This is a genomic window from Variovorax sp. NFACC27, from assembly GCF_048301545.1.
Lineage (GTDB): Bacteria > Pseudomonadota > Gammaproteobacteria > Burkholderiales > Burkholderiaceae_C > Variovorax > Variovorax gossypii.
Window position 1 is genome coordinate 7920569 of the sequence record NZ_CP157613.1, and the last position, 13699, is coordinate 7934267.

A 13699-nucleotide genomic window follows, 5' to 3' on the forward strand; every position below is an offset into this window, starting at 1 on the left:
TCGACGATCCCATGGCCGAGCGCTCATTTGCCCGGGAAGTGCAGCAACTGCGCGTTCCCGCAGGCACCGATTTCCGCGGCGAGGGCATCCTCGCCGTCACCAAGGCCTTGCTCGAATCGGGCGTGAGCTACGTCACTGGCTACCAGGGCTCGCCGATCTCGCACCTCATGGACGTGCTGGCCGATGCCCAGCCCATCCTCAACGAACTCGGCGTGTACTTCGAGCCCGCCGCGAGCGAAGCGGCCGCCGCCGCGGCGCTCTCGGCCTCGGTGAACTATCCCGTGCGCGGGGCCGTCACCTGGAAGAGCACGGTGGGCACCAACGTGGCCTCGGACGCGCTGGCGAACCTGGCCTCCGGCGGTGTCACGGGCGGCGCGCTGATCATCGTGGGCGAGGACTACGGCGAGGGCTCATCCATCATGCAGGAGCGCACCCACGCGTTCGCGATGAAGTCGCAGATGTGGCTGCTCGACCCCAAGCCCAACCTTCCCGCGATCGTGCAGGCAGTGCACGACGGCTTCGCGCTGTCCGAAGCCACCAACACGCCCGTGATGCTGGAGCTGCGCATCCGCTCCTGCCACCTGCACGGCAGCTTCACCACGCGCGAGAACCGCCGGCCCGCCTTCACGCTCAAGCAGGCGCTAGAGAACCCCACGCGCGATGTGAACCGCATCGTGCTGCCACCCGCCTCCTTCCTGCACGAGAAAGAGAAGCTGGAGCAGCGCTGGCCCGCGGCCGTGAAGTTCATCCAGGAACACCAGCTCAATGAATTCGTCGAGGGCGACCTCGACCACATCGGCGTCATCACGCTCGGTGGCATGAGCAACAACGTGCTGCGCGCGCTCAAGAACCTCGAGCAGGCCGACCTGTTCGGCAACACGCGCGTGCCGCTCTACGTCCTCAACGTGGCCTACCCGCTGGTGGAAGAAGAGGTGATCCGCTTCTGCCAGGGCAAGCGCGCGGTGCTGATGGTGGAAGAAGGCCAGCCCGACTACCTCGAGCAGAACCTGCACACCATCCTGCGCCGCCACGGCCTGGACACGGCCGTGCACGGCAAGGACCTGCTGCCCCTGGGCGGCGACTACACCGTGGCCGTGCTGCAGAAGGGCCTGCGCGGCTTCCTGGAGCGCCACCACCCGGCGGCCTTCGCCAAGCCCGTGGCGCTCGCGATGCCGACGGCGCGCGCGGCCACGGCCGCCACCGAGGCCATCGCCACGGCCACCGCAAGCGCCACCACCCTGGCACCGAGCGCGTCACCAGCCCCCGCGACCACCCTCGCCACCCTGCTGCCGCCCCGCCCGCCCGGCCTCTGCGTGGGCTGCCCCGAGCGGCCCATCTTCTCCTCGCTCAAGCTGGTCGAGCGCGAGCTCGGCATGCACCATGTGTCGGCCGACATCGGCTGCCACCTGTTCTCCATCATGCCGCCCTTCAACCTGGGCGCCACCACCATGGGCTACGGCCTGGGTGGTTCGAGCGCCTCTGCCTTCGCGGCGGGCGCGCAGCTGGGGGCGTCCAAGCGCGCGATCGCCTTCATGGGCGACGGCGGCTTCTGGCACAACGGCCTGACCTCGGGCATCGCGAACGCTGTGTTCAACAAGCAGGACAACGTGTTCGTGATCGTGGACAACAACTACTCGGCGGCCACGGGCGGGCAGGACATCCCGTCCTCGCGCGCGCTCAACCCCCACCGCAGCACCCAGCACCCGATCGAGCGCGCGGTGCGCGGCGTGGGCGTGGACTGGGTGCGCACGCTCACGCACACCTACGACATCAACGGCATGCGCGCCGCGCTCAAGGAAGCGTTGAGCACCAACACGCCCGGCCCCAAGGTGGTGATCGCGCAGAGCGAGTGCATGCTCAATCGCCAGCGCCGCGAGAAGCCCGCCAAGGCCAAGGCCATCAAGGGCGGCGAGCGGGTGCTCAAGGAACGTTTCGGTGTCGACGCCGCTGTGTGCTCGGGCGACCACGCCTGCATGCGCGTCTCGGGCTGCCCCAGCCTCACGCTCGCGCCCAGCGGCGACGCGCTCAAGCCCGACCCCGTGGCCAGCGTGGACGAGCACTGCGTGGCCTGCGGCCACTGCGGCGAAGTCGCCGACGCCGCCGTGCTCTGCCCCTCGTTCTACAAGGCTACCAAGGTGCACAACCCGGGCCGCTTCGAACGCTGGCGCGACCGCATCCGCCGATCCACCGTGGGCTGGTTGCAGGCGCGCCAGTGGCGGGCGCGCAGCGAGCGCGCGCTGTTCCCGCTGGAGGCGCTGAAATGAGCCGGCTCAACCCCTTGCAACCGCGTTGCATCCACCTCGCCATCCTGGCTCTGGGCGGCCAGGGCGGCGGTGTGCTGGTCGACTGGATCGTGGACCTGGCCGAACACGCGGGCTGGACCGCGCAGTCCACCTCGGTGGCCGGCGTGGCGCAGCGCACCGGCGCCACCATTTACTACATCGAACTCATCGAGCCCACGCCCGGCCTGCGGCCCGTGATGGCGCAGATGGCCGTGCCCGGCGACGTCGACGTAATGATCGCGGCCGAGCTCATGGAAGCCGGGCGCGCGGTGCAGCGCGGCTTCGTCACGCCCGACCGCACCACCGTGATCACCAGCAACCACCGCACCTACTCGGTGGAAGAGAAAATGGTGCCGGGCAATGGCGTGGCCGACAGCGAAGCGGTGCTGGCCATCTTGCGCCAGCAGTCGCGCCAGCTTGTGATCGACGACATGCAGGCCTTGGCCGTGAGCCAGGGCAGCGTGATCTCGGCCAGCCTGTTCGGCGCGCTTGCGGGCAGCGGCGCCCTGCCCTTTTCGCAGGCCGAGTTCGAGGCCGTGGTGGAGCGCAGTGGCGTGGGCGTGAAGCCCAGCCTGGCGGCGCTGCGCGCCGCGGTGGGCGTGGCGCAGCGCGCCGAGCCGCCGCCGCCCCCGGCCGACCCGATGCTCACCGCCGCGCGGCCCCTGCCGGAACGCGGCGTGGCCGCCGGCCTGCAGCCGCTGCTCGACCGCATCCGCCGCAACTTCCCCGAGCCGGCTTGGAACTGGCTGGGCGAAGGCATCGCGCGCGTGGTGGACTACCAGGACGCGGCCTATGGCCGCGAGTACCTCGACCGCGTAGGGCGTGTGCTGGCCAGCGCGGGCGAGCGCCAAGCCGAGGCCGCCGTCGAGGCCGCGCGCTGGATCGCGGTGGCCATGAGCTACGACGACGTGATCCGCGTGGCCGACCTCAAGACCCGCGGCGAGCGCGCGGCCCGGCTGCGCCGCGAGGTGGGCGCCCAGGCCACGGACGTGGTGGGCAGCGAAGAGTACTTCCACCCGCGGCTCGAAGAAATCATGGGCCTGCTGCCGCGTGGCCTAGCCGACTGGCTCGACGCCTGGCCGCGGCTCAAGGCCCGGCTGGCCCCGATGCTGGACCGCGGCCGCCGCATCCAGACCCACACGCTGCGCGGCCACCTGCAGCTGCGCTTCATGGCCGGCCTGCGCGGCCGGCGCCGCGGCAGCCGCCGCCACGCCGAGGAGACCGCGCACATCGAGGCCTGGCTCGCCGAGGTGCAGCGCTTGCTGTCGCAGGACGCGGTGCTCGCGATCGAGCTGCTGCGCTGCCGCCGCCTCGTGAAGGGCTACAGCGACACCCATGCGCGCGGCAGCAGCCGCTTCGACCGCCTGCAGCGCGCGGCGCGCGAACTCGCGGGCCGGCCCGACGCGGGCGCCGCGCTCGGCCGCCTGCGCGAGGCCGCGCTCAAGGACTCGGAAGGCCGCGCCCTGGCCGCCCAGTTGCATACCCTGGGCCTGAGCGCATGAGCGCCGGCCTGCCGTTCCACGTTTCCCCCACCCACCCATTCTCCCGGAGCTCCCGTGAGCCGCCTCCCCGCTTCCGTCTCCCGCCACGCCATCGCGCTGATCACCGGCCTGTGTTGCCTGGCCACGCTGGTCCCGGCTGCCGCACAGACCGCGGCCTGGCCTACGCGCCCGGTGCGGCTCATGGTGGCCTTCCCGGCCGGTGGCCTGGCCGACGTGATGGCGCGCTCGGTGCAGCAGCAGCTCGGCGAGGCCCTGGGTCAGCCGTTGGTGATCGAGAACCGCGGCGGCGCGGGCGGCAACGTGGCGGGCACCGAGGTGGCGCGTAACGGCGGCGACGGCCACACCTTCCTGATCACGACCTCCACCACCGAATCGGTGAACCCGTCGATGTTTGCTCGCATGCCCTTCGATCCGCAGAAGGACCTGCAGCCGTGGCCCTGCTCGCCAACAGCCAGCTCTTCCTGATCACGCGCGCCACGCTGGCGGCCAACAATTTCAAGGACTTCATCGCCCGCGCCAAGGCCAACCCGGACAAGATGAGCTATGGCTCGGCGGGCAACGGCACCACGCCTCACCTAGCCGGCGAACTGCTCAAACAAAGCGCCGGCATCACGGCCACACACGTGCCCTACCGCGGCGCCGCGCCCGTGATCCAGGCAGTGAGGGCCGGCCGGATCGATTTCGGCTTCGCGCCCGGCACGGTGTTCCCCACCGTCCCTTCTTCAAGTGGATGGCCTTCCTCGCGGGCTACATGCTGCCCAAGGCCTACCACGAGAAGGTGGGCGCCGCGGGCTTTGACAATAAGCCCGTGGGCAGCGGCCCCTACCAGGTCGACGAATTCGTGCCGGACTCGCACATGCGCCTGCGCGCCTTCAAGGACTACTACTGCCCCAAGCCGGCCTTCGAGGCAGTGGTCGTCAAGTTCACCACTGACCCCTCGGCGCGCGTGGCCGAGCTGGAGTCGGACCGCTCCGACCTCACGCTCGAAGTGCCGTACGAAGAGGCCGAGCGCCTGCGCGCCAGGAGCTTCGGCGCGAGCATCACGCCGGTGTCCGACATCGGCATGATCGTTCTCACCAACGTCGCGCCCATGACCCAGGACAAGGTGCGCCAGGCGCTCGCGACGGCGATCGACAAGAAGGGCCTGGCCGAGCGCCTGCTCAAGGGCCACGTGGCGCCCATGGACACCCTGCAGGCCCGCAGCTACGCGGCCTACGACCCCAAGCGCGCCGCGGCCCTGATGGACCAGGCCGGCTACACGCGCGCGCTGATCGCGGCGATTCCACTGCCCGACCCCGATCCGGCCTGGCTGACCCGGCCGGCCTGAACTGGTCGGCTTGAACCGGGAAGGGTCTAAGGCGCGGATGGCAGTCCGACGATCAGCTGGCCATTGGCGCGGTCGCTCGGCCAGACGACGCGTGCGCGGCCGCCTTGCCATTGCGTCATGGTGAGGGGGATGGGAGAGGTGTGGTCCGCGGCGAACTTCACCGGCCCCACGACATAGGATTTGTCGGTCGCTGCGATCGCGGCGTTGATCTTCTCCGCATCGAGCGAACCCGCTTGTGCAATCGCATCGAGCAGCACCTGGGCCACGGCGTGCGAGTTCGCGATTTGCGCGCCTGGCGTTCCTTGGGTCTCGGCCTCGAAGCGCTGGCCGAGCTGCATGGCCCCGGGGTAAGGAAAGCTCGCATCCCAGTAGCCGCTGACGAGAACCCCTTCGGACAAGGGGCCGGTGGCCTGCGCGAAGAACTCGGGTTCGCCCCCCTTCTCGATGACGAGAAACCGGGGCGCAAAGCCCGCGCTGGCCATCTGCTGGCGCAGGGCAATGGCCCGCGGCGGGATGGCATCGACCAGCACGATGTCCGCCCCGGTCAATCGGGCCTGGTCGATCAAGGCACTGAGCTGCTGTGGGTCGGCAGGCAAGGCGGTGTTGTGGACGACGGTGTAGCCCCCGCTGGCGGCCTGGGCCGGCCACAGCTGGCCGGCCAGATGCGATTCGTGAGGACCGTGGTCCGTGAGTATGGCGACTTTCTTGTTGGACACGAGGCCCATGTCGGCCATCATCCGGAACGGAACCGACGACAGCTCGTGTTCATCGAAAAAGATGTTCCATGCGTATTGCCACCGCCTGGCCGCTTTGAACACTCCCAGCGGATTGCAACCCGTGACCAAGGGCACCCTGCGTTGGTCTGTAACGCTCGCACCGGCATTGACCAGCGGCGGTGTGCAAGAGCCGAGCATGGCCACCGCGCTGTCACGGGTGATCAGGCGGTCCGTGTTGTCGGCCGTGACGCTCGGATCGCTCTGGTCATCGCGAACGATCAGCCTGATCTTTCGCTGCAGCCCGTCGATCCTGATGCCGCCGGCCCGGTTCAGGTCCTTGACGGCCGTCTCATAACCCCAGCGCTGGTACATGCCGAACCCGGCGAGCGGACCCGACAGGGGAATGGATGCGCCGACCACCACATCCTGGGCAGTTGCCGCTGGGTCGGTGGGCAGCACATCGGCCAGCGGCCGGCTGGGACTTGGGTGCGAAGGCACGAAGTCTCCTTGGGCGCAGACACGCGTCAGTGAATCGGGGCTCAGCAGACCGACCGTTCGAGCCAGTCGATGATGAGGTCCGCGGTTTCCTTCCAGCCGGGTTCGAGCAGCAGGTTGTGGCCACGGCCCCGGATGAACCGGTAGTCGGCCCCGTAGAAATCGGCCAGCGCGCGCGAGGTGGACGGCGGAGTCAACACATCCAGTTCGGCGCCCAGCACCAGTACCGGGCTCGACACGCGGGTCTTGTCGACCGAGACGGTCCAGCGGGTCGCTTCGTACGCGGCCCTGGGCGACTCGGCGCACAGCAGCGCGTAGTAGTGACGCCCTTCTTCTTCGGTGAGCCCCTGGAAGAAAAGCTGCATCGCCATCTCGAAGGGCGGCGGGCCCCAGGGCCGGCTGAAGTCGACCGGCACATCGATCTTCGCGCCGCCCACCTCCGAAGGGACCACCGAGGTGCTCAGGACCAGGCCCGCGAGCGCGTTCTGCTCGGCGAACTTCTGCGACGCCAGCGCGCCCATGCTGTGACCGATGACGATGGGCTTGGCGTCGAACTGGCCCGCCACCAACGAGATCTCTTCCACCACGTCGGCGATTCCGCGCTGGATCAGATCGTTCTTCGGGTGCGGATCCGAGCCGTTGTGGTTGAACCAGTTCAGGGCATGGCACTCCCAGCCTGCCTCGGCGAAGTGCGGCAGGAACTTCTCCCAGGACCAGCTCCCATGGCAGCCACCGTGTACGAAGATGATGGGGTTCTTCCTGGCGCCCGCTTGGCGAGGCTTGCAGGTCTCCACAAACAAGCCGCCGACTTTGTATCCCGTGATATCCGACATTGATGCGCTCCTGACTGAGGTGCTTGAAAAGTTTGTGTGGTGCATGACGGCCCCGCGACAGGGCCTGTTCACCGTGCGATGGTCGCCGCGCCAGACCGGGCTGGCTATCCGGCGTTGATAGGGGTTCGTCCGAATTCCGCAAAAAGCGGGCGCGGGCTCACAGCTTGCATTCCGCCGCATAAGGATCGGCATGGTTCGGGAGCAGTTCGCCCACCAGCTTGTTACCGATCTTTCCCGACGCGTCTTTCTGCACCACGCGCAGGTACAGCGTGTGGATCGGAAATTGGTTCGTGTTGAAACGGAACGGACCGCGCAGAGACTGGAACTCCGCCTTGCGCAGCGCCTGCCGCAGCGCTTCGCGATCGCGAACCTTGCCGCCGGCCTTGCGCACGGCATTGTCGATGAGCAACGCGGTGTCGTAGCCTTGCGAGGCGTTCATGGTCGGCGGACGGCCATAGGTCTTCGTGAAATCCGCGACGAACTTCTGGTTCAGCGCGCCCGGGAGGTCCGCGGCCCACTGCGAGGCATTGAACACCCCGACCACGGGATCGCCGACCGCCCGAATCGTGTCTTCGTCGGCGGAGTAACCCGGGGCCAACAGGGCAATCTGCTTGGTCAGGCCCGCCGCTTCGAACTGCTTGATGAAGTTGATGCCCATGGCGCCAGGCAGCATAAAGAAGATCGCTTCAGGCTTGGACTCACGCAAGGTGACTATCTCGGACGCATAGTCGAGTTGACCCAGCTTCGTGTAGATCTCTTCGACCGCCGCTTCCTTGAACTGGCGCTTGAAGCCCACGATGGCCTCGCGCCCGCCCGGATAGTTGGCCGCAATCAAGGCGACCCGTTTGTACGACTTGGAGGCCGCATAACGCCCCATGGCTTGCGGGATGTCTTCGTTCTGCAGCGCCGCCACGAAGAGGTTCTTGTGGCACTTGGCGCCCGCGTAATCCGCGGGGCCGGGGTTGGTGCTGATGTACACGGTGTCGCTGGCGAGAATGGCGGGCAGGATCGGAATCAGGACGCTCCCGTAAACCACGCCGGTGACGATGTCGACCTTGTTCAACTTGATGAAGCGGTCGGCGGTCTGGCGAGCGCTCTCCGGACTGAGCTGGTCGTCCACGTACTGGATCTCCAGGGGAACGCCGCCCAATCGATCGCCGCTGTGTTTGACACCCAGGGCGAAGCCGTCTCTGATGTCTTGTCCGATCGCCGCGCCCTGACCCGAGAGCGTGGTCAGGAAGCCAATCTTCAGTGCCTCGCTTGCACTCGCGATGGGGATGCACATAGTGGCCGCGACGAGCGCGACGCGAGTGAGCAGTCGATTCATGGTGTCTCCGGTCTTGTTGGGTATAGGGGGGAACTCGTTGAAGGCTCAGGTGCAGCGCCAACGAACACCGCTCGGCGTCCGGTTCGGCGGAGGCTCGTGCGTTGGATTCAGTGTAGGGACGGGGTCGGGGCCTCGATATCCGCCAACCGGAACCCGCTATCCGTTTCTCGCAGCCCATTCGCCTCCGCCTGATCAGCGGCGTGCTGGCGCTCGGCAGGAGAGACGCAAGCGGCCGTCTACGCTGCTGCCGGCGTGCTAGTGTCCTGTCCCGTTATTTCGCAGGCACAAAAACTGCGTGGGATGCGGCATCCTTGGAGATGCATCATGCCCAACGCATACACGCGCACGACCACCATCACGAAGGCGAGCAGCAGAACTGGCCTCCATGGCCAGATCGCGTTCGCCGCCGGCTGCATTGGCGTTGCGTGCGCGAATCGTATTGGCCTGTGAAGGCGAAGACAGGGCCAGCACCGACGTTGCGCAAGCGCTGGGGATCAACCGAGCCACGGTGACGAAGTGGCGTGGCCGCTATGCACGCGATCGGCTGCCAGGGCTGTATGACGAACTTCGCCCTGGCCGCCCGCGATCGGTGGGCGACGAGCGGGTTGCCGAGCTGATTAACAAGACGTTGCACACCAAGCCGGCTGACGGCTCCACGCACTGGAGCACACGCACATTGGCGGGCGAAACGGGTATCAGCAAGAGCACTGTCGCGCGCTACCTGCAAGCCTTTCAGATCAAGCCGCATCGAGTTTAGAACTTCAAGCTGTCCACCGATGCGCTGTTCATTGAGAAGCTACGCGACGTGGTGGGGTTGTATCTGAATCCACCCGAGAACGCTCTCGTGCTGTGTGTGGACGAGAAGAGCCAGTGCCAGGCGCTGGAGCGCACGCAACCGATGCTGCCGATGGGGCTGGGCTACGTGGAGGGAGTCACCCATGACTACGTGCGTCATGGAACGACCACGCTTTTTGCGGCGCTGAACGTGCTCAATGGGGCCGTGCTTGCCAGTTGCAAGCCGCGCCATCGCCATCAAGAGTTTCTGTCCTTCCTGCGCGAGATCGATAAGGCCGTGCCGCAAGATCTGGACGTGCATTGCGTCGTGGACAACTACGCCAGCCACAAGCATCCGAAGGTGCGCGCATGGCTGGCGCAGCGCCCACGTTGGCATATGCACTTTGTCCCAACCTATTCCAGCTGGCTCAATCAGGTCGAGCGCTTCTTCGGGATCATCACCGACAAGGCGATCCGGCGCGGCTCGTTCAAGAGCGTCAAGGAACTGACCAAGAAGATCGACAGCTTCGTCAGCCAGTACAACGAAAACTGCAAGCCGTTCACCTGGACCGCCACCGCCGATTCAATCCTTGAAAAACTCGCCCGACTCTGCGGGCGAATTACTGGGACAGGACGCTAGCGGCCCGCGCGCGACAGGGTCTCGCGCGGCAGTTCGCCGAAGCGGCGCTGGTAGTAGGCCGAGAAACGCCCCAGGTGCCCGAAGCCGCAGTCACCGGCCACGTCGGTGACGTTTCGGTCCGTGCGCTCGAGCAGCTTGAGCCGCGCCGCGTCCAGGCGCAGGTCACGCAGCCAGGTCATGGGGCCCACGCCCGTCTGGCGCATGCACTCCATGTAGAAGGTGCGGGCGCTCACGCCGGCCGCGCGGGCCAGATCCTCCAGGGCCAGCGGCGCGCACAGCCGGGTGCTGACCCAGCGTTCGGCCGCCTGCAAACGCTCCGAGGTCCCGAGCAGCGAACGGACGCCGGCCTTGCCCGCTGGCGACGTGGCCAGCGATTGTTCGACCCAACGGCGCAGGTGCAGCAGGGTAAACAGCGCCATGCCGTCTTCCATGTGGTGAACCCAGGCGGGGTCGCGCAGTGGCGATGCGCCGTCTTGCCCCGGCACCGCGGCCAGCAGCGATTGCAGCAGCGCGGCCCACTGGCGCGCGGCGCTGCCGTCAAGCAGGTAGCCCGGCTGCGCGCCGGGCGCGTTGCCAAAGCCCTTGAGCTGCGACACCCCGCCGCGCATGAGGGCGTGCGGCATGCGAACGATGATCTGCTCGCACGCCTCGCTCCAGGCGAGCTTGAGCTGCCGGTCCGAGGGCAGCACCGCGACCTGGCCCGGCCCCACCTCAAGCCGCTCGCCGCCGGACTCCACCGACATCGTGCCGCGCAGGGGCATCTGCACCAGGCTAAAGCCTTCGAAGGGTCGGGGCTTGACCTCGACCTCGGAGCCATAACGCAGCACCATGACCTGCAGCCGGGGCGTGTCGGCGCGGAACATGGCCGCATCCACGCTGCCGCGGCCCCACTGCACCTCGTGATCGATCAGGGAATCGGTCAGCAGCTGGTGTGACCGGCTAGGCACAGCCGAGCGGAACACGCAATGACGGTACACAGGACTCAGGTCCAGCCCGGTCGGAGGCGCCGCCGCCGGGGGCGAGGGCAACGGGGGGGCAATGTCGGCATGCATGAGGCACCTGCTTTTCACACGTGGGGGCGTGCAATTTGCAAGAACGATACCGGTGCCCGCGGGTGCCCGGCAATCTGGGTTTCACTAAGCCCCCCGCCCGATGGGCTCGTCTTGGCGGAAAATGGATAAGCATTGCCGTTACTGGCCAAGGCGGCGCGGCCAGGGCACCACGGTGCGCGGCCGCGATCAGGCGCAACCCGCCGCCCGCTCAGGCCGCTACGCGTCCAGCGCCGCGAAGCCGCTGGGCACGTCGGTGATGGTGGCGATGAGCGACATGCTCGCCAGCGCGGCCTCGTGCGTCTGCCGCGTGCCAGCAGAACAGGCGTCCTGCGCGACCCAGACCTCGAAGCCACGGTCGGCTGCGTCGCGCACCGTGCCCTCGACGACCGAGTGCGTGGCCACGCCGCCCACCAAGAGGCGCGTCACGCCCAGCATGCGAAGGGTCTGCTCAAGCGCGGTGCCCGCGAAGCCACTGATGCGCGTGTGAGTGAACACAAACTCGCGGGGCCGCGCCTGCGGCACCAGCCGGTCGAGAAAGTCCGCGCCCCACTCGCCATCCTTGACCGCACCGAGCTCGACGGTTTTGCGAAACACCGGCGTGTTGACCGGGCAGTCCGAGTAGTCGGAGCGAAAGGCGATGCGCACGTGCATGACCGGCCAGCCGCGTTCGCGCGCGCCCGCGAGCAGCTGCGCCCCCGCGCCCACCACCGCCGCCCGCCGCGGGTCGTTCGCATCGACGCCGACGCGAATCTTGCCGTCCGGGTGCAGCACCTCGTTCTGGTAGTGCAGCGCCAGCACGGCAGTGGTGACGGGTGTCACAGAAACACCTCGAGGTTCGAGAAGATCGCGTCCAAGTTGACCAGGTTGACGCACTTGAGGTGCAGCCGCCAGCGCCCGTCATCGCCCGACTCGAGCTTGTGGAACACGCGCGCGGCGAGCTGCCGCTGGTCCAGCCGGTACTCAGTGAGCTGCATGCTGGACGACACGATCAGCCGGCCTTCGGCGTCGAGGCCGTCGATCTGCACTTGGCCCACGAGCCGGCTGCTGCGCGTCACGGGTTGCTGCGACCAGTTTCGCGGGTTGGTGATGCGGCGCACGCGCAACTCGCGCAGCACCGCGTCTTCCCAGAACATCGAGATCTGGTCGAACGGCGACTGCTGCCCATGGTGGCGCGGCACCCAGTAGCGTCCCTCGGGCGTCCACAGGCCCAGCCATTCGTCGAAGCGGCGTTCGTCCAGCAGGCGCGCTTCATTGAAGAGGAACTGCTCGACGCCGCGGATGGCCTGCACGTCGAGTTTCGCGCCGCTCACCGGCACGGTCGAGTGGTCGAAGGTTCGATCTAGAAGGTTCACGCCAGGGCTCCTGCGGTACTCAATGGGGTGCGGCCGGTCCAGGCCGCTTCTTGTTCGGGGGACACGTCGTCGCCCAGCATGTAGTGGCGCCACGCGGCCATCTGGTTGCGCATGGGCAGTTCGCTGGTGCCATTGATGGACACGGCACCGCCGTCGGGCATGGACTTGTCGGTGCCGAGGTAGCGGTGCTGCGACACCCAGTCGCCGCCGCGCGTGCTATTGCCCTCCTGGCAACGGCGGTAGAGCTCGACGTCGTCGGGCATGACGTTGGACGAGGGCGAGTTGATGAGGTTGGCGTAGACCAGGGCGCGGTCGAACACCGCCTGCGGCGCCTCCTTGCAGCGGAACACCTGGATCTCGATCAGCGTGCGGTCCACCGCGATCGGGCGGATGACGCGGAACTGCTGGAACACATTGTGGGGCGAACCGCTGCCGTAGATGATGGTGTTGTGGCGGTTCATGCCCATGATCTCGCGCGCGCGCTCGGCGCCGTGCGCGGCGATCAGCGAGGCCTGGTGGGCCTTGGTGACGGCGTCCTTCTCGGCCGCGTTGGGGTCGAAGATGCCTTCCATGTAGCCGTGCCCGTAGGGATAGGCGCGCAGCTCGAGCGCTTCCCAGAAGGCCCAGGGTTCGCCATTGCCTTCCTGGATCAGCAGCTCGAAAGGCATCTCGCCGATGGCCTTGGACTGCTCGCGCGCGGCGACAACCGAGGACTCGTGCGTGGCCGGCGCGTGCATGGTGTCGTGCAGGTTCTCGTAGAACACCTTCCAGTTCGACTGCTGCATGACGCGGAACACACCGCCCGCCACCTCGACCTCGCCCACCGGCGAGCGATCGCACAGGTTGTCGATGGTGCTCGCGCTGCCGCCGAGGAACTCGCGCAGGTCGGGCCCGCTCGCGCTCTGCGAGGCGAAGACGAAACCGCGGTACTGGTCCACGCGCGCCAGGCGCTTCATGGAGAAGTCGGGGTTGTCGGCGCTGTAGCAGGTGCCTTCCAGGCCGGCGCGCAGCGGCAGCGACATGTGCGTGCCATCGAGCTTGAAGGTCCAGGCGTGGTAAGGGCAGCGGAAGAACTTGCCCGCGCAGCCGTCGCCTTCGGTCACCAGCTTGGCGCCCTTGTGCGGGCAGCGGTTGTAGAGCACGTTCACCTGGCCGTCGCTGGCGCGCACCATCAGCACGTCCTGATCGCCTAAGCGCGTCGCGTGGTAGTCACCGGGCCTGGGCACCTGGCTTTCGTGGCCCACGTAGATCCAGGCCTGGCCGTAGATGCGGTTCATCTCCAGGTCGAAGATGTCTTTGTCGGTGTAGAGCCGTTTGTGCACGCTGCCCGGCCTGAACAGCTTTGCCAGTTCGTCGTTCGTCATGGGTGTGTCTCGTCGATGAGGAGCAATGAAGGGAA

10 protein-coding genes and 2 pseudogenes are annotated in these 13699 nt (G+C 67.5%); 5 read left to right on the plus strand and 7 right to left on the minus strand.

Annotated features, from left to right (window positions below):
- Positions 1-11: 11 nt before the first annotated feature.
- The 4 genes and pseudogenes from ABL840_RS37240 to ABL840_RS37255 all read left to right on the plus strand — a co-directional run bounded on the left by ABL840_RS37240 (position 12) and on the right by ABL840_RS37255 (position 5111).
- On the plus strand, positions 12-2264 hold the full coding sequence (locus tag ABL840_RS37240) for an indolepyruvate ferredoxin oxidoreductase subunit alpha (protein ID WP_093299976.1): 2253 nt from the start codon (positions 12-14) through the stop codon (positions 2262-2264).
- Positions 2261-3784: an indolepyruvate oxidoreductase subunit beta family protein gene (locus ABL840_RS37245; RefSeq protein WP_093299977.1), complete on the plus strand. Its 1524-nt coding sequence runs from the start codon at positions 2261-2263 to the stop codon at positions 3782-3784. Before ABL840_RS37240 ends, ABL840_RS37245 begins: the two co-directional genes overlap by 4 nt.
- Positions 3785-4000: 216 nt before the next feature.
- A pseudogene (locus tag ABL840_RS37250) lies at positions 4001-4410 on the plus strand (tripartite tricarboxylate transporter substrate-binding protein); the annotation flags it as partial.
- A 104-nt stretch (positions 4411-4514) separates the two neighbouring features.
- Positions 4515-5111, plus strand: a complete 597-nt coding sequence (locus tag ABL840_RS37255; RefSeq protein WP_418116139.1) for an ABC transporter substrate-binding protein — start codon at positions 4515-4517, stop codon at positions 5109-5111.
- Positions 5112-5137: 26 nt separating this feature from the next.
- Here ABL840_RS37255 and ABL840_RS37260 read toward each other — a convergent pair whose 3' ends face one another.
- The 3 genes from ABL840_RS37260 to ABL840_RS37270 form a co-directional block, all read right to left on the minus strand.
- The gene (locus ABL840_RS37260) at positions 5138-6325 is read right to left on the minus strand and encodes an amino acid ABC transporter substrate-binding protein (protein WP_093299981.1); all 1188 of its coding nucleotides are present in this window, start codon (positions 6323-6325) and stop codon (positions 5138-5140) included.
- 41 nt (positions 6326-6366) lie between these two features.
- Positions 6367-7155 (minus strand): alpha/beta hydrolase, encoded by a 789-nt coding sequence (locus ABL840_RS37265; protein WP_176947403.1) that lies wholly within the window; start codon positions 7153-7155, stop codon positions 6367-6369.
- Between the two features lie 157 nt (positions 7156-7312).
- Complete coding sequence (locus ABL840_RS37270; protein WP_093299985.1) at positions 7313-8482, minus strand: ABC transporter substrate-binding protein; 1170 nt, start codon at positions 8480-8482, stop codon at positions 7313-7315.
- 385 nt (positions 8483-8867) lie between these two features.
- Here ABL840_RS37270 and ABL840_RS37275 point away from each other — a divergent pair.
- Positions 8868-9896 (plus strand): annotated as a pseudogene (locus ABL840_RS37275) (IS630 family transposase).
- Here the strand turns inward: ABL840_RS37275 and ABL840_RS37280 are convergent.
- The 4 genes from ABL840_RS37280 to ABL840_RS37295 all read right to left on the minus strand — a co-directional run bounded on the left by ABL840_RS37280 (position 9893) and on the right by ABL840_RS37295 (position 13664).
- Positions 9893-10843, minus strand: coding sequence for an AraC family transcriptional regulator (locus ABL840_RS37280; RefSeq protein ID WP_307698096.1), 951 nt, complete (start codon positions 10841-10843; stop codon positions 9893-9895). The pseudogene ABL840_RS37275 and the gene ABL840_RS37280 sit on opposite strands and share 4 nt — an antisense overlap.
- 321 nt (positions 10844-11164) lie before the next feature.
- A complete protein-coding gene (locus ABL840_RS37285; RefSeq protein ID WP_093299988.1) occupies positions 11165-11767 on the minus strand; it encodes a cysteine hydrolase family protein in 603 nt (200 codons plus the stop codon).
- The gene (locus ABL840_RS37290) at positions 11764-12300 is read right to left on the minus strand and encodes an aromatic-ring-hydroxylating dioxygenase subunit beta (protein WP_093299989.1); all 537 of its coding nucleotides are present in this window, start codon (positions 12298-12300) and stop codon (positions 11764-11766) included. The genes ABL840_RS37285 and ABL840_RS37290 overlap by 4 nt, the downstream gene beginning before the upstream one ends.
- A complete protein-coding gene (locus tag ABL840_RS37295) occupies positions 12297-13664 on the minus strand; it encodes an aromatic ring-hydroxylating dioxygenase subunit alpha (protein WP_093299991.1) in 1368 nt (455 codons plus the stop codon). The genes ABL840_RS37290 and ABL840_RS37295 overlap by 4 nt, the downstream gene beginning before the upstream one ends.
- Positions 13665-13699 lie beyond the last annotated feature (35 nt).